Annotated in this window: 10 protein-coding genes and 13 tRNA genes; 1 reads left to right on the forward strand and 22 read right to left on the reverse strand. The window is 41.6% G+C overall.

Annotated features, from left to right (window positions below; all coding sequences use genetic code 11):
• Positions 1–14: 14 nt before the first annotated feature.
• From menB to AA980_RS25460, 4 genes are read right to left on the reverse strand one after another with little or no spacing between them, the layout of a single operon-like run.
• Complete coding sequence (gene menB, locus AA980_RS25445; RefSeq protein ID WP_024027852.1) at positions 15–833, reverse strand: 1,4-dihydroxy-2-naphthoyl-CoA synthase; 819 nt, start codon at positions 831–833, stop codon at positions 15–17.
• A gap of 14 nt (positions 834–847) precedes the next feature.
• On the reverse strand, positions 848–1,657 hold the full coding sequence (menH, locus tag AA980_RS25450) for a 2-succinyl-6-hydroxy-2,4-cyclohexadiene-1-carboxylate synthase (RefSeq protein ID WP_024027851.1): 810 nt from the start codon (positions 1,655–1,657) through the stop codon (positions 848–850).
• Positions 1,657–3,405, reverse strand: a complete 1,749-nt coding sequence (gene menD / locus AA980_RS25455) for a 2-succinyl-5-enolpyruvyl-6-hydroxy-3-cyclohexene-1-carboxylic-acid synthase (protein ID WP_024027850.1) — start codon at positions 3,403–3,405, stop codon at positions 1,657–1,659. Before menD ends, menH begins: the two co-directional genes overlap by 1 nt.
• Position 3,406: 1 nt before the next feature.
• Entirely contained in the window at positions 3,407–4,807 is a 1,401-nt protein-coding gene (locus tag AA980_RS25460; RefSeq protein WP_024027849.1) for an isochorismate synthase, read from the reverse strand.
• 344 nt (positions 4,808–5,151) lie between these two features.
• On the opposite strand from AA980_RS25460, the gene AA980_RS25465 reads away from it, so the two are divergent.
• A complete protein-coding gene (locus tag AA980_RS25465; protein ID WP_024027848.1) occupies positions 5,152–6,090 on the forward strand; it encodes a 1,4-dihydroxy-2-naphthoate polyprenyltransferase in 939 nt (312 codons plus the stop codon).
• Between the two features lie 805 nt (positions 6,091–6,895).
• Here AA980_RS25465 and AA980_RS25470 read toward each other — a convergent pair.
• From AA980_RS25470 to AA980_RS25555, 18 genes are all read right to left on the reverse strand, one after another.
• Positions 6,896–9,289 carry a glycogen/starch/alpha-glucan phosphorylase gene (locus tag AA980_RS25470; RefSeq protein WP_024031274.1) on the reverse strand — a complete coding sequence of 798 codons (2,394 nt, stop codon included), beginning with the start codon at positions 9,287–9,289 and terminating at the stop codon, positions 6,896–6,898.
• A complete protein-coding gene (gene glgA, locus AA980_RS25475) occupies positions 9,279–10,730 on the reverse strand; it encodes a glycogen synthase GlgA (RefSeq protein WP_024031273.1) in 1,452 nt (483 codons plus the stop codon). Before glgA ends, AA980_RS25470 begins: the two co-directional genes overlap by 11 nt.
• On the reverse strand, positions 10,727–11,758 hold the full coding sequence (locus tag AA980_RS25480; RefSeq protein ID WP_024031272.1) for a GlgC family sugar phosphate nucleotidyltransferase: 1,032 nt from the start codon (positions 11,756–11,758) through the stop codon (positions 10,727–10,729). Before AA980_RS25480 ends, glgA begins: the two co-directional genes overlap by 4 nt.
• A 23-nt stretch (positions 11,759–11,781) precedes the next feature.
• A complete protein-coding gene (locus AA980_RS25485) occupies positions 11,782–12,927 on the reverse strand; it encodes a glucose-1-phosphate adenylyltransferase (protein ID WP_024031271.1) in 1,146 nt (381 codons plus the stop codon).
• Positions 12,869–14,818, reverse strand: a complete 1,950-nt coding sequence (gene glgB / locus AA980_RS25490) for a 1,4-alpha-glucan branching protein GlgB (RefSeq protein ID WP_034725473.1) — start codon at positions 14,816–14,818, stop codon at positions 12,869–12,871. The genes AA980_RS25485 and glgB overlap by 59 nt, the downstream gene beginning before the upstream one ends.
• Before the next feature lie 451 nt (positions 14,819–15,269).
• Positions 15,270–15,341, reverse strand: a tRNA-Glu gene (locus AA980_RS25495).
• A 10-nt stretch (positions 15,342–15,351) separates the two neighbouring features.
• A tRNA-Ser gene (locus tag AA980_RS25500) sits at positions 15,352–15,442 on the reverse strand.
• Between the two features lie 5 nt (positions 15,443–15,447).
• Positions 15,448–15,522 (reverse strand) — tRNA-Asn (locus AA980_RS25505).
• 26 nt (positions 15,523–15,548) lie between these two features.
• Positions 15,549–15,622 (reverse strand) — tRNA-Ile (locus tag AA980_RS25510).
• 6 nt (positions 15,623–15,628) lie between these two features.
• Positions 15,629–15,702: transfer RNA gene (locus tag AA980_RS25515), tRNA-Gly, on the reverse strand.
• Positions 15,703–15,714: 12 nt separating this feature from the next.
• Positions 15,715–15,790, reverse strand: a tRNA-His gene (locus tag AA980_RS25520).
• A 27-nt stretch (positions 15,791–15,817) separates the two neighbouring features.
• Positions 15,818–15,893 (reverse strand) — tRNA-Phe (locus tag AA980_RS25525).
• Positions 15,894–15,899: 6 nt separating this feature from the next.
• Positions 15,900–15,976 (reverse strand) — tRNA-Asp (locus tag AA980_RS25530).
• Between the two features lie 3 nt (positions 15,977–15,979).
• Positions 15,980–16,053 (reverse strand) — tRNA-Met (locus tag AA980_RS25535).
• 24 nt (positions 16,054–16,077) lie between these two features.
• A tRNA-Ser gene (locus AA980_RS25540) sits at positions 16,078–16,170 on the reverse strand.
• A gap of 18 nt (positions 16,171–16,188) precedes the next feature.
• Positions 16,189–16,265 (reverse strand) — tRNA-Ile (locus tag AA980_RS25545).
• Between the two features lie 25 nt (positions 16,266–16,290).
• Positions 16,291–16,367: transfer RNA gene (locus AA980_RS25550), tRNA-Met, on the reverse strand.
• Between the two features lie 23 nt (positions 16,368–16,390).
• Positions 16,391–16,463: transfer RNA gene (locus AA980_RS25555), tRNA-Ala, on the reverse strand.
• Positions 16,464–16,547: the final 84 nt, after the last annotated feature.

Consider the following 16,547-nt stretch of genomic DNA (forward strand, 5'->3'; position numbering starts at 1 on the left):
GTAAAAGCTTAAAATCAAGGAAAACGCGGGAATTGACCGAAATCTGGCTTGCGCTTTTCCTTAAAGGAATCACGGCCTTCTTTGGCTTCATCCGTTGTATAATAAAGTAATGTCGCGTCACCTGCAAATTGTTGCAGCCCTGCTAAGCCGTCTGTATCAGCATTCATCGCTGCTTTCAAGAAACGAAGCGCTGTTGGACTTTTCTCAAGGATTTCTTCACACCATTGGATTGTTTCCTCTTCTACTTTCTCTAAAGGAACAACTGTATTAACTAAGCCCATATCAAGTGCTTCCTGCGCATTGTATTGGCGGCATAAGAACCAAATTTCACGTGCCTTTTTATGGCCGACAATTCTTGCCAGGTAACCTGAGCCGTAACCAGCATCGAAGCTGCCCACTTTCGGTCCAGTTTGTCCAAAAACAGCATTATCTGCAGCAATCGTTAAGTCACAAACGATATGAAGAACATGGCCGCCGCCAATCGCATACCCCTTAACCATGGCAATAACCGGCTTTGGAATAACACGAATTAAGCGCTGGAGATCAAGAACATTAAGACGCGGAATCTGATCCTCGCCAACATAACCGCCATGTCCTCTTACCTTTTGGTCGCCGCCAGAGCAAAATGCCTTTTCTCCAGCACCAGTTAACACAATAACTCCAACATTGGAATCATCGCGTGCATAAGCAAAAGCATCAATCAATTCCATAACCGTTTTCGGTGTAAAAGCATTATGTACATGTGGGCGGTTAATTGTGATTTTTGCGATTCCATTATACGTTTCATATAAAATTTCATCATACTTGCGTCCTGCAACCCATTCAACTGTCAAAATAAAAACCTCCTTTATTTATGTAAAAATCCACTTACTATTGTACCAAACTTTTCCCGTTCTTCCACATGAATTGCATGACCGCTGTTTTCAACAGCAATCCAAGTGCCGTTCTTTAGATCCTTCAGCATTCCTTCAGCAATCCTGCAGAACTTTTCATCTTCTGCGCCTGTCACCAATAATACCTCACATTCCAGGCGCTTTAAAGGTGGTCCCCACCAAGAAGGCTGCGAGCCAGTTCCCATACCAAGTAGACTATTGGCAAGTCCCTCAGGAGAGTTATTTAACCGCTGGGCTCTTATTGATTCATTAATGTCCTTTGAAAGCCGCTTCATTGTTGAAAAGAGGGGAATCTCTTCCCAATAATCTACAAACGGCTTAATGCCCTTTTCTCTAATACATTTTGCTAATTCGGCATCATTCATACGGCGAGATACTCTCTCGTCCTCTATCAAGAGGCCGGGAGAAGCACTTTCTAACACTAATTTCCGCACCCTGTCGGGAAACAGAATGGCAAAGGTTAGGGCAAGCCTGCCTCCCATCGAGTAACCTAGCAAATCCACTTGATTCACACCCAACACATCGAGGATCTTATTTAAGTCATTTGCAGCGGATTCGATTTGATAACGGTCAAGCTCTTCGGGCGACTCCGTTTTTCCATGTCCGATAATATCAGGGACAATTAATTTCGAGTGCTGACCCCAGTCATGGCAAAACGATGTCCATGTGGATGCGTCACCGGTAAATCCATGCAGCAGTAAAAGCGGAAAACCTCCTCCGCAAACTTCGACATGATAGCAGATCTCATCAATAACCACATCCACTACTGCGCACCATTGACAAAATTTGATATTTCCTGGGAAACGGTGCGCCAAAATTCGCGGTGCTCGTCTCGATTACTATCTCTATTTGTCACAACCTCGAAAACATGGATTCCACTATTTTCAATTGTGTTTTTCATTTCCATGTCTAAGTGGTTCCAGTCTTTAATTTTTGTAAACTTTCCGTTAAACATCCGAACAGCGTGTTCAAATTCAAGATTTAGCGGTGTACCAAACAAAAGCTCAAAGTTTTTAGGGTGTTCAGATTGTGGCAGAAAAGAGAATATTCCGCCGCCATTATTGTTAACAAGAATGATATGAATATCGATATTGTACAGCTTAGCTGCAATGAGACCATTTAAATCATGGAAGAAGGTTAGGTCACCGAGAACCAGATATAAGGATTTCGAATATAAAGCAGCTCCCAAGGCGGTTGAAACCGTCCCATCTATCCCATTAGCCCCCCTGTTTGCCATGACCTTAATTGATTTATCATTATTGAGGAAAAAACTATCCAAATCGCGGATTGGCATACTATTTCCCACAAACAGGGTTGCTCCCTCTGGCAGCATATCCACCAACTGATAGAACAATTTACCTTCACTTAATTCAGTTAAGTCTTTAACAAGAGACATATTTTCTTTTGTAAGAACGTTGAGGCTTTGCCAATCCTGCAAAAATCCAGACGAAGAATTGGTATCGAGAAAGCATAACAGCTGTTCGCAAAAGATTGCTTCATTGCAAAAAATCATTTCTGTGGATAATGCTGCCGGGTCACGCCAGCCGCCGCCGCCATCAATAACAAATTGCTCTGCCCCGTGATTTTCTTTTAAGAAATTCGATAATGCTTTAGAAATAGGCATCGCCCCGAAACGTAAAACAACCTCCGGCTTTAGAAAGGTTTTCGCGTCTTCATTTCTTAAAAAAGTATCATAGGTTTCAATTATATTATCCTGATTGTGGCTGCCGCTTCGAAGTTGTGATAACGGATCCGCTAAAATCGGAAAGTTTAACGCCTCGGAAAGCCGTGTTACGGCCATAGCAAAACGATTATCGCTCGTGTTGCCACAAACGATAATGCCTCTTTCTTTCCCTTTTAGCTTTTCAGCAATGTCTTGAAAATGGTTATTCTCTAACGTTAACTCCCCGCTTTGAACCTTTACATATCCTTTTGGCCGTTCCTCCAGCTGGAATAGCTCCTCATCCAGTTTCGGAATGAGCGGTTCGCGGAATGGAAAATTCAAATGGACAGGTCCGGCGGGAGCCTGGGCTGCAATGGCTGCTGCCCGCGCACAAACGGTCCGGGCATAGCGGATTATCTCCCTATTTTCCTCAGGTAAAGCCATTTCGGCAAACCATTTCACATGCTGCCCATATAAATGGATTTGATTAATCGCCTGGGGTGCGCCAACTTCTCTTAGTTCATGGGGCCGGTCTGCCGTCAAAACCACAAGCGGTACCCGGGAGGAATGTGCCTCGACAATCGCCGGAAAATAGTTCGCTGCAGCTGTACCTGATGTACAAAGAATGGCAGCTGGCCTGTTTGTTGCCTTGGCAATTCCTAAGGCAAAAAAAGCAGCCGAACGTTCGTCCACATGAATATGGACTTTTAATTCAGGATGTTCGGCCATTACCATTGCCATCGGAGTAGACCTCGAACCAGGGCTGACGACAACATCGGTTATTCCTGAAGAATAAAGCTCTGCCACAAAGGCAGCAATATAAGCTGTTAATGATTCTTGATGACCCATATTATTTTCCTCCAAGAGCTCGAAGCATTGGTGTAAACTTCAAACTTGTCTCTAAATATTCGCTTTCTGCTTCCGAATCGGCAACGACACCACAGCCGGCAAACAATGATGCCTCCTCACCCTGCAAGAGCCCGGAACGGATAGATACAGCAAATTCACCATTGCGACGATAATCTGCCCATCCTAATGGTGCTGCATAAAAACCACGATCAAGCACTTCAACCTGGCGGATTTTTTCCACGGCTGCATCTTTTGGAAGCCCACCGAGAGCTGGTGTCGGATGAAGTCTTTCCACCAATAACATTAGTGAAGTATCTTTATGGCACTTACCGATGACTGGTGTATAAAGATGCTGAATATCCCTAATTTTCATAAGCTGCGGTTTATCAGGCAGGATCATTTCATGGCACGATTCTTCTAATGCTTCCTTAATCATTTCTACCACGTACTGATGTTCAATAAGGTTCTTCTGGTCTGTTAATAATTTCTCCCCTAATAGCCTATCCTCCTGTTCCGTTTCCCCACGGGAAATAGAACCGGCAAGACAAGTAGAAAAAATTTCATTCCCCTGCTTTTTAACAAGTCTCTCTGGAGAAGCCCCAATAAAACAATCGCCATTTGATTCAAAGGCAAAGATAAAGCTTTCTTGCTGCTGCGAGAATAAACGATCTAGTACATTCTCCGCCTCAATTTGGCCGTCAAAAATGAGCCGGAGCTCCCTGGCAAGGACTACCTTCTTTAAGGGGCCATTTGTTAATTCTTTCACAACCCCATCAACAGACTCTTTCCATTTTTTCGGCATAATTTCATTTGTCCTTAAAAGAGACGTCGGCTTTGCTCGATAATTTGTGGTTAAAGAATGCAGAATCAGATTTCTCTCTTCGATTATCTTACTAAATAAGGATAGATCATCATGAGGGGTACAAATGGTATTGGTTGTTATATAAGCCTGCCCTTTAATGATACTCAATAAATATTTTGGTATATGGAACAACGAATCAGCAAATTTGGACCAGAGCTCTGTTTTTTCTTTTAATGGATCAAAGGAAAATCCACCGAACATCAGAGGACCAACGGCGATTTCAGTATATGTATTATAAATGAGGCTATCCTTTAAAAATTTATCCCACTCTTTTTCAACATGAAAAAAGCGGTCAGTAACCTGATCCGACTGAATTTGTTTAGAAATTCCAAGTCCAACAAGGACAATTTCATCTGTTGGGTCTTTCCAAAAAAAACGTTCCCCGCAAAAGCGTTCTTTTCCTGCCTTAAAAAAGGCCAAAGGATTAACCGTGTCAATTTTATGAACTTCACTTACCAAAATAGGCTTGCTTAATTCTTTCGCACGCTTAACAGCCAAAAGACCTCTTTCCTTTATTTCTGTTTCTTGAATGGTAACCAAACAAATCCCTCCAAAACAGCCGAAATGACTGTTATCCATTCATTTTATTACTTATTTTAAGTTACTACCTTCATTGTAATGAAGTCAATAATAGTTGTCACTATCTATCCTTATTATATATCAAATCTTCACATTGTGGCGGGAAATGAATTTAACAGTATTTTCACTATTATTATTTCTCACGAACCATTCAATTATAAACAGAAAGGGATTATCTTCTAATTTTGATAGCAAAAATCAATTGACACTATTACGGGAATTCCATACACTAAGGGTTGGGCAATGACCTTTAACCTATTAAAATGAAATATTATATAGAAATTTTATAAAAGGGAGAGAACAATATGCAGCCAAATTTACAGCAAAATCCGAAACCTGCTGTTGAGTCAAATCGTGGTGTTCAAGTTTGGTGGCAAATGACGCGGCCCCACACGTTAACCGCTGCCTTCGTACCAGTATTACTTGGTACCGCATTAGCCCTTCGGAACGGCAACATTCATATCGGGCTTTTTCTTGCGATGCTGATCGCCAGTTTATTAATTCAAGCAGCAACCAATATGTTTAATGAATATTTCGATTTCAAACGCGGCCTTGACACTGAACACTCAGTCGGGATTGGCGGGACCATTGTCCGTGATGGAATCAAGCCAAAGACAGTCATCAAACTTGCTTTTGGTTTTTACGGTATCGCCTTATTATTAGGGGTTTATATTTGTGCAAACAGCAGCTGGTGGCTAGCCATTGTTGGTCTTGTTTGTATGGCAGTTGGCTATTTTTATACCGGCGGACCGTTTCCGATAGCTTATACACCATTTGGGGAAATTTTTTCCGGCTTCTTTATGGGAATGCTGATTATCTTAATTTCATTTTTCATACAAACAGGGACAGTGGAGCGCACAAGTATTCTTGTATCGGTTCCGAGTATGATTTTGGTTGGCATGATTATGTTGTCCAATAATATCCGTGACCTCGATGGTGACAAAGAAAATGGCCGGAAAACAGTAGCCATTTTATTAGGAAAAAAGAAAGCAATTAACTTACTAGCCGTGATGTTCATTATCTCTTATTTATGGGTTCTTGCCCTTATTATCAGCGGTGTGATACCCGTTTGGACAGCCATCGTGATCCTAAGTGCACCCAAAGCAATTAAAGCGACAAAAGGTTTTATTGAAAACAGCTTACCGATTCAAATGGCACCAGCGATGAAAGCAACAGCACAAACCAATACGATTTTTGGATTTTTACTCGCAATTGGAATTTTCATCGGACACTTTGTATCATAAAGAAAAGGCTTCTGCCACGTGGCAGGAGCCTTTTCAGATTGTCGAGAAAGGGTATTTTTCTCGACAATTTTTTATTTTTGTCAGAATCTAAATATCAATTTTATTGATTGTCCCTGCAATTGGGCCTGTTGATTTCCGCTCCAGGCACTCGCTTTCCGCGGGGAGGTCCTGAAGCCTCCTCGGCGCCTTTGGCGCCTGCTGGGTCTCCAGTGACCTCTTTATCCCGCAGGAGTCGAGTGCCCTCCGCTCCAATCAACAGGGGTGTAAAATCAAACTAAAGAATGGCAACACACTTTTTCTAATCTGGGTAAGTGAATTGTATACAAAGGAAAAGGAGATCAGATGGGTGGCCATTATCCTCACTATCAAATGCATGAACTTTATCTAAAAAAATGAAAAATCTATATATTTGTTAACAAGACGAAGAAGGTGGTCGACTGGAACTAATTTATCAATAGTCACAAACTTCTATTCACTTTGGATAGATTCTTTTAGCTTAAGCATTGATTTCATCACTTATTTTTATAATTTATTGGAATCGAAAGTCTTTATTAATACCACACTGTTGATTGGAGCGGAAGGCGGCGAAGACTCCTGCGGGAGTACGGGGCAGGTGAGACCCCGCAGGAGTCTTCGCCGAGGAGGCTCACCGGCACGCCCGCGGAAAGCGAAGCCGCCTGGAGTGGAAATCAACAGACCTGTTGAAAAGAATGTATACTTATAATATTATAACGAATTAACGCGGTAAGTTATTAAAGGAGATGATTGAAATAAAAGGCTTCTGCCACGCGGCAGGAGCCTTTTATTATAATGGTTTTATTCTCCATATATCATCAGCATATTCCTGAATTGTGCGGTCACTTGAGAAATAACCGGCGTTAGCAATATTCACTAACGACTTTTGCTGCCATATGCGCTGATTCTTATATGTTTCCCCAATTTTCCCCTGAATCTCGGCATAGGAGGCAAAATCCTTCAGGACAAAATATTGATCATTCTCCTCCAAAAGCGAATCAAAAATTGGTTCAAATTCATTATTCACCCCTGGGAAAAATTCGTTCACTAGCTGGTCAACAGCCTGGAGGATCCGATAATCATGATGATAGTATTCAACGGATTGGTACCCTCCATGTTGATAATAGTGAAGAACCTCCTCTGCGGTTAACCCAAAGGTAAAAATATTATCATCCCCAACCAATTCACGAATCTCAATATTTGCGCCATCTAATGTTCCTGCCGTAAGGGCACCGTTGATCATAAATTTCATGTTTCCTGTTCCCGATGCTTCCTTACTTGCCGTGGAAATCTGCTCGCTCACATCGGCTGCCGGAAAGATTTTTTCAGCAAGTGAGACACGATAATTCTCAAGGAAAATTACTTTTAGTTTGTCGGCCACTACTGGATCATTATTTATTTTTTCAGCTACGGTATTGATTAATTTGATTATTTTTTTGGCGTAATAATATCCTGGTGAAGCTTTAGCTCCAAAAATAAACACCCTTGGGACGAGCGAAAAACTTGAATCTTCCTTTATCCGGTTATATAGGTGCATAATGTGCAAAACATTTAGCAGCTGGCGTTTATAAGCATGGAGCCGTTTCACCTGTACATCAAAAATCGCACCATTGTCCACGGCTGTACCAGTCTTATCAAATATGATCTTAGCCAGGGTTTGCTTATTTTCCTTTTTTACTTTTAACAGCTTTTCCAAAAACACGGCGTCATTTTGATAATTCAGGAGCTGTTTCAAGTCAGTTGCTGAATAAGTCCAGTCAGGTCCAATCGTTTCCGTAATAAGGGATGATAAGATTGGATTTGCTTTTAACAGCCAGCGCCGGTAAGCAATCCCATTTGTTTTATTATTAAATTTCTCGGGATAGAGCTGATAAAAAGGTTTCATCTCCCGTTTCTTTAAAATATCTGTATGCAGCTTTGCAACTCCATTGACACTAAAGCTGCCAACAATAGCCAAATGAGCCATTTTGACATAATCATCAGCAAGAATTGCTAGTCTTGCAATCCGCTCCCAATCGCCTGGAGTCTGTTCCCATAGCTGTTGACAGAAGCGCTCATTAATTTCTTCTACAATCATATATATTCGCGGCAATAACGGCCGGAAAATGCGAATCGGCCATTTTTCTAATGCCTCTGATAAGGTTGTATGATTCGTATACGAAATCGTATGTGTGGTAATCTGCCAGGCCTGTTCCCAATCAAATCCCTCCTCATCGATAAGGAGCCTCATCAGCTCTGGAATCGCAAGGACAGGGTGGGTATCATTGATGTGAATACAAACATGTTCATGGAGTGAGTTCAGGCTGCTGTGCTTTTTACGGTAGTTTTTTAAGATGGATTGAATACTTGACGACACTAAAAAATATTGCTGCTTTAGCCTTAAAATCTTTCCTTCATCATGGGTATCATCCGGATATAAAAACTCAGAAATCGCTTCTGTTTCCCGCTTATATTTTAAGATATCTTCATGAAATGGAAACTGGGATGGCTCCGCATTCCAAAGTCTTAACGTATTAACGGTTTTTGCTTGAAATCCAAGTACTGGCATGTCGTGTGGGACAGCGGTAACCGTCTCTGCGTTCAGATGATAAAAGACGAGCCGGCCCTTTTCCTGCTTTGCTTCCACCTTGCCCCAAAACGGAATTTTCACCGCACAATCCGCCTTGCGGATCTCCCAAACATTGCCGCTCCGCAGCCATTGTTCAGGCAGTTCGACTTGATAGCCATCGACAATTTTCTGCTCAAATAAGCCATGCTTATATCGAATGCCATGTCCATGTCCCGGTAAATTCAGTGAAGCAAGTGAATCTAAGAAACAGGCGGCCAGTCTTCCTAAGCCGCCGTTTCCTAAGCCTGCATCTGCTTCTAATTCCTCAAGCTCCCCCAAATCAATCCCGAGTTCCTGAAGACCGGCCTGCACAATTTCTTCGACACCAAGGTTGATTAAATTTTGTCTTAATAGTTTCCCTAATAAATATTCAATTGAAAGGTAGTAAACCTGCTTTCCCTTTGCCGCTAGATATTTTTCATTGGTTGTAATCCAATCATGGCTGACAAATTCACGAATCATCTGGCCAAGAGTTTGATAGTAGTCTCTAGGCGTACTTTCCGAAAAACTCCTCCCAGATACCATCTCAAGTCTTTTTAGAAAATTCCCCTTAAATTCGGCGGTACTAGAAAACATGGGTTTCACTCCTTGAGATGAGCTCAGCATATAGCTGGTTATAACGAAACGCGGACTGTACCCAGCTATAATCCATGTCCATTGCTTGTTTTACAATTGATTCCCAGGTATCGGTATCATGATAAAAACCTATTGCTCTTTGAATGGTCGCGAGCATTTCATGGGCATTGAAGTTTCGGAAGGAAAAGCCGTTTCCTTCGCCAGTAAATTCGTTCCAGGCCTTTACCGTATCATTTAAGCCTCCTGTCTCACGAACAATTGGGATCGCCCCGTATTTCATCGCAATCAACTGGCTGAGACCGCATGGCTCAAATAAGGATGGCATTAAGAACATATCTGCCGCTGCATATAGCTTATGAGCAAGTTCCTCATTAAAACCAGTATGAACCTTTAACTTCTCCGGGTAAATGCGGGCAGCCTGCCTTAAATGCTCTTCATATTCAAAATCGCCGGTACCTAGAATGATCACCTGTAAATCCTCTTGCAATATTTCCCGAAGGACGCATTTCACTAAATCAAGCCCTTTTTGCTTTGTGAGCCTGGAAATCATCACTAATAAAGGAGTTCTAGAGCTTTGCCGCAACCCAAACTGCTTTTGGATTTCTCGTTTATTAATTTGCTTATTTCGCTGATTATCGGCTGTAAAGGGTTGATAAATCAATGGGTCTTCTGCCGGATTATAGAAGTCATCGTCTATTCCATTTAATATTCCTACAATATCATCATTTCTTTCTCGTAATAAACCCTCTAGTTTTTCCCCGTAAACTTCCGTTTGAATTTCATCTTTATAGGTTGGGCTCACCGTCGTAATTTTATCAGCGGCGACAAGCGCTCCCTTCATAAAATTGATATTCCCGAAAAACTCTAAATGGCCTGGGTGAAAGGAGTGATGATCCATCCCTAACAAATCTCCAAGAACCTCTTTTGGAAAAACCCCTTGGAATTGTAGGTTATGAATCGTAAATACCGTCCGCATTAAACCATAGCCTTTTCTCTTGTAATACTCCGTCCTTAATAGATAGGGAATCATAGCAGTATGCCAGTCGTGGCAGTGGAGCACATCCGGGAAAAAGTCCAGCTCTGCCAGTGTTTCTAAAACCGCCCGATTAAAATAGGCAAATCTTTCTCCATCATCAAAAAAACCGTATAGCTGTTCACGTTTAAAGTAGTATTCATTATCGACAAAATAATAGGTAACTCCCTGATGCGTAAGCTCCTCGATACCGCAATATTGATTTCTCCAACCGACAGGAACGGAGAATTCCTTGAGCTTCTTCATTTCATTCTTATAATCATCAGAAATGGTTCCGTATTTAGGGAGAATGACCCTGACATCTGTTCCAAGACTTCTCAATTCTTTGGGAAGCGAACCGGCAACATCAGCAAGTCCCCCCGATTTTGCAAATGGTCCGCATTCTGAAACGGAAAATAATACTTTCATGTGTTCATCAACGCTCCTTGCTTTGTCCCCTTACGAATCACATAAGGTGAAGCAGTTGTTCCGGATATATGGGTTCCAGCGTCCACTTTCACATCTTTATCTAAAATTACCGAATCTAAATAACAATTTTCTTCAATTTGGCACTTCTGCATAATTATGCAGTTCTTTATAACTGCTCCCTTGCCAATCTTCACCCCACGGGAAACGATGCTATTTTCCACCGTCCCGCCAATCAGGCATCCATTGGCAATCATTGCATTTTTTACAAATGAACCTTTAATATATTTGGTCGGCGGCTCATCCTTTACCTTTGTAAAGATTGGCTGTTCTTTGATAAATAATTGCTTCCAGTAATCAGTTTTAAGCAAATTCATGCTGGTATTATAATAGTTTTCGATTGAATCTATCATCACTGCATAACCGTCGTATTCATAGTGGCAAATGTTATAAAGAGGGTGGCGATTGTTCACGACATCCTTCATACATGAATAGCCTGTTTCATGTCTTGTTTCGATCAATTTAATCAACAGGGAGGTTTTAATTAAGTACATTTCCATTGAACCGCTATCTTGATGGCGGATTTCGGTAATATCACAACCAGAATCACTATGCCAGTCAAGTATTGGTCGGAAGTCCATATTAAAAATGGTATAACAATTAGAAATTATGGAATACTCCTGAGTACTTCGGTAGAAAAAGTCTAAATTGGCTGCAAAATGTTCAAATGAACCAATTCTATTCCCATCGGTATCAACTATAGGTGATGGAAAAAAGAATAAACCATCACGCTTTCGATTTAAATCCCAATTTTTCCCTGAACCAAGATGATCCATTAACGAACGATACTGCATCTTTGGAAAAATTGCCACACTGCGGATCCCTGAATTCACCATATTCGATAGCACAAAATCAATAATCCGGTACCGTCCTGCAAAAGGCAGGGCCGCTAATGAACGGTGTGTGAGCAGATCCTCTAAATCTTCATGGTAAGTAGTTGCATCAATTACACCCAAAAGCCTTCTTTTCAATCCAAGTCCCCCCAAATATATAATTAAAAAGCAGAGTACAACCCGCTTAACATTTCTTCAGTCACAAGAATAATTTCATCTTCAAATGAACGAATCACGGTCCCGTCTGGTATTTTAACATCAAATGGAACAATGGCCCTTTCAATCAAACAATTGCTGCCAATAACAGCATCAGGCATAATGACGGATTCTTTAATCGTCGAGCCGCTTCCAACCGATACACCTTGAAATAAAACAGATTTTTCAATTTCCCCGTTAATCGTACAGCCCTCGTTAATCAGCGACTCTCTAACAATCGCATCAGAAGAAATATATTGCGGCGGCTGATTCGGATTGACAGAATAAATTCTCCAGTCGTGATCAAACAAATCTAGCTCACATTCTTCATTCAATAAATCCATATTCGCTTCCCACAGGCTTTGAACCGTTCCGACATCCTTCCAATATCCTTTAAAAGGATATGCGAACAATTTCTTATTTTCCTCGAGCAGCATCGGAATCACATCTTTCCCAAAATCATGACTCGACTCAGGATTACGATCATCCATTTCTAAATATTCCTTCAGAATATTCCAGCTAAAAATATAAATACCCATAGATGCTAGATTATTCTTCGGGCTGCTAGGCTTTTCCTCAAACTCTACTATTCTCAAATCCTCATTTGTATTCATGATCCCAAATCGGCTCGCTTCCGCCCAGGGAACCTCAATTAATGAAATCGTGACATCGGCCCTTTTTTCAATATGATATTCCAGCATGCTCTCGTAATTCATTTTGTAAATATGGTCGCCTGACAGGATTAATACATAGTCAGGCTGGTATTGCTTTAAATAATTCATGTTCTGATAGATTGCACTTGCCGTCCCGGTATACCACTTTACTTCCGAAGACTCGCTATACGGCGGTAAAACAGTCACACCGCCATCTTTGCGATCAAGATCCCAGGCGCTCCCAATTCCAATATAAGAGTTTAACAGCAGCGGCTGGTATTGAGTAAGAACCCCTACCGTATCGATACCTGAATTGGTACAATTACTCAACGTAAAATCGATAATTCTATATTTTCCGCCAAAGGGTACAGCCGGCTTCGCCAATTCCTTAGTCAGCGAATTAAGCCTGCTTCCTTTCCCCCCTGCTAACAGCATGGCTACGCACTTTTTCTTTGCCATTTCCTTTTCTCTCCTTTCGTTTGTTTACTGGTCTTATTATTTGAAAACCAAACGGGGGAATTGTTAAATTAATTGAATATGGCTGCCCATGAAATGGCTCTTCCATTGCCAAAATTGTTTTTTTATTTATCAATCCAGTCCCACCGTATTCTTCTTGATCACTAGTAAATATTTCTCGATATTCACCCAATTTAGGGACCCCAATCCGATAAACCGGATAGCTAATTGCTGTAAAGTTGCAAATAATGATGAGGCTATCTGCTTCTTTCTTCCCTTTACGAATAAATGAGAAAATTGATTGATTGCTGTTGTTGGCGTCAATCCACTCAAATCCATCCTGTAAATGATCCAATTCATATAGTGCTTTTGAACGCTTATACAGTTTAATCAATACTTTTACATATGCATTTAGATTCTCGTGCATGCCATATTCCATTAAGTTCCAATCAAGTTGTTCTTTATCCTTCCATTCGGAAAACTGGCCAAATTCAAAGCCCATAAATAATAGTTTCTTTCCTGGGTGCGCAAACATGTAACCTAGTAACAGTCTTAGCTGGGCAAATTTCTCCCGATAATCCCCCGGCATTTTATCTAGGAGCGACTTTTTCCCATGAACCACTTCATCGTGCGAAAATGGCAGCATAAAGTTTTCTAAATAGGTATATAAAAGTGAAAAAGTGACTTTTGTATGAACTTCTGAACGTGAAAATGGCGGTGTTTCTGCATATTCCAGCATGTCATTCATCCAGCCCATATTCCATTTGTAATCAAACCCAAGCCCGCCGTACTGAACGGGACCTGTTACTTGAGGGAAATCGGTGGAATCCTCTCCTATCATTAAAAAATGCGGATCATATTCATGGACTTCCTTATTTAACTTTTTCAAAAAGTTAATTCCAAATGAATTTTCGCGTTTATTTCCAAAGGAATTAGACCAATAAATGATATTAGCAACCGCATCCGTCCGAAACCCATCAATATGAAAATAATCTATCCAAAAAAGTGCGTTTGAGATGAGGAAGCTTTGTACCTCTCCCTTTCCAAGGTCAAAGTTCGCTGTACCCCATACTACATTTTCTCTATCTTCAGCATGGCTGTAAGAATAAATATGTGTTCCATCAAAGCGGTATAAGCCATGCGCATCCTTGCAAAAGTGCCCGGGAACCCAATCAAGAATGATACCAATCCCATGCTGATGACATTGATCAATAAAGTATCTAAAGTCATCAGGTGTACCATATCTGGATGTTGCAGAAAAGTAACCTGTTCCTTGGTATCCCCACGAATCGTCGAGCGGATGCTCGACAAGTGGCAATAATTCTATATGGGTAAAGCCATGCTCCACTACATATGGAATAATTTCTGCGGCCAATTCTTTATAGGACAGAAAGCTTCCGTCTGGTTTTTTTCGCCAGGACCCTAGATGGATTTCATAAATGACTACAGGCTCTGATAAAAGGTTCTGTTTTTCTCTTCGCTTCATCCAATGGTCGTCTTCCCACTCATAACTGCTTAACGAATACACAACTGAAGCAGTATTTGGCCTTAATTCCGAATAAAATGCAAACGGATCTGCTTTTAAAAATCTTTCCCCTGTTTGTGAGATTATTTCATACTTATAAAGCCTGCCTTCTAGTTCCTGGTTTAAAATTAGAATCCATACGCCTTCATCATTAACTTTTCTTAGTTCATATCCATCACCATTCCAGTTATTAAAATCGCCCGTAAGCCGTACCTGGCTGGCATTAGGTGCCCATACGCAAAAACGTGTATAAACCTTGTCGGAATCCTTAAAGATATGAGCGCCAAAAAGCTGATGACTTTGAAAAAAATTCCCCTCGTGAAATAAGTGCAGCTGATAATCAGTCGGAAATATCGTGTTCACTGTCATGGCTCTCCTCATCCTCAATGAAAATATGTATTTCAAAGACCAATTATAAGTGCAAATGAAGCATATGCCTCGAAAAACTTTTTTATCTTTTCTGACAACAACCGATACAGGCTGTTATAATGAGGGGTTATTCATCAAATTTCAGCACAGATCGACATATTATTTTGCAGTAAACGACAAAATTCTATAAAGTTTTTTATAAATTTTTTTAAAAATGAAGCAAAAAAATTATTTGATTTTTAATAAAAGAATAGTCTGAAATTAGTTCATCGAAGGAGAATGTAAGCGGTACCAATATATCCGAGAATATAGTTTAAAGAAAAATGCTATCTAGATATAATGTTTTTTGTGAAAACAAACCAAAGATAAGGGAAAATTGGTGAGGATTGATCTGGACAATCTAAAAAAGAACACAAAAAAACTGATGATAATTATCATCAGTTTTTTTGTATGACCCCTACGGGATTCGAACCCGTGTTACCGCCGTGAAAGGGCGGTGTCTTAACCGCTTGACCAAGGGGCCAAAAATTTTATGGCGGAGAAGGAGGGATTTGAACCCTCGCGCCGGTTACCCGACCTACACCCTTAGCAGGGGCGCCTCTTCAGCCTCTTGAGTACTTCCCCATAAATGGCTCCGCAGGTAGGACTCGAACCTACGACCGATCGGTTAACAGCCGATAGCTCTACCACTGAGCTACTGCGGAATAATATAAATATGATTATATGATAATGGGCCTAAATGGACTCGAACCATCGACCTCACGCTTATCAGGCGTGCGCTCTAACCAGCTGAGCTATAGGCCCATATTTTGGAGCGGGTGATGGGAATCGAACCCACTACATCAGCTTGGAAGGCTGAGGTTTTACCAGTAAACTACACCCGCAAAAAAATAATATGGGGCGACTGATGGGAATCGAACCCACGAATGCCTGAACCACAATCAGGTGCGTTAACCACTTCGCCACAATCGCCATAACAACAATCTATTCAAATAAAAATGGTGGCTCAGGACGGAATCGAACCGCCGACACAAGGATTTTCAGTCCTTTGCTCTACCGACTGAGCTACTGAGCCAACATATGGCGGTCTGGACGGGACTCGAACCCGCGACCTCCTGCGTGACAGGCAGGCATTCTAACCAACTGAACTACCAGACCGAATTGCGGGGACAGGATTTGAACCTGCGACCTTCGGGTTATGAGCCCGACGAGCTACCAGACTGCTCCACCCCGCGACAATAATAATAATAAAGATAATATGGAGGAGGAAGAGGGATTCGAACCCCCGCGCGGTATGACCCGCCTGTCGGTTTTCAAGACCGATCCCTTCAGCCAAACTTGGGTATTCCTCCGTAATAAGATGAAGCTAATGGTGGACCTTGTAGGACTCGAACCTACGACCGGACGGTTATGAGCCGTCTGCTCTAACCAGCTGAGCTAAAGGTCCAAGTAGAATACAACTTTAAGATATTTGGTAGCGGCGGAGGGGATCGAACCCCCGACCTTACGGGTATGAACCGTACGCTCTAGCCAGCTGAGCTACACCGCCAAATATATATAATTAAATCAAGGTGGAGCCTAGCGGGATCGAACCGCTGACCTCCTGCGTGCAAAGCAGGCGCTCTCCCAGCTGAGCTAAGGCCCCATAAAGAAGTAAGAAGAATGGTCGGGAAGACAGGATTCGAACCTGCGACCCCTTGGTCCCAAACCAAGTGCTCTACCAAGCTGA

Source organism: Neobacillus vireti (genome assembly GCF_001026695.1).
Classification (GTDB): domain Bacteria; phylum Bacillota; class Bacilli; order Bacillales; family Cytobacillaceae; genus Neobacillus; species Neobacillus vireti.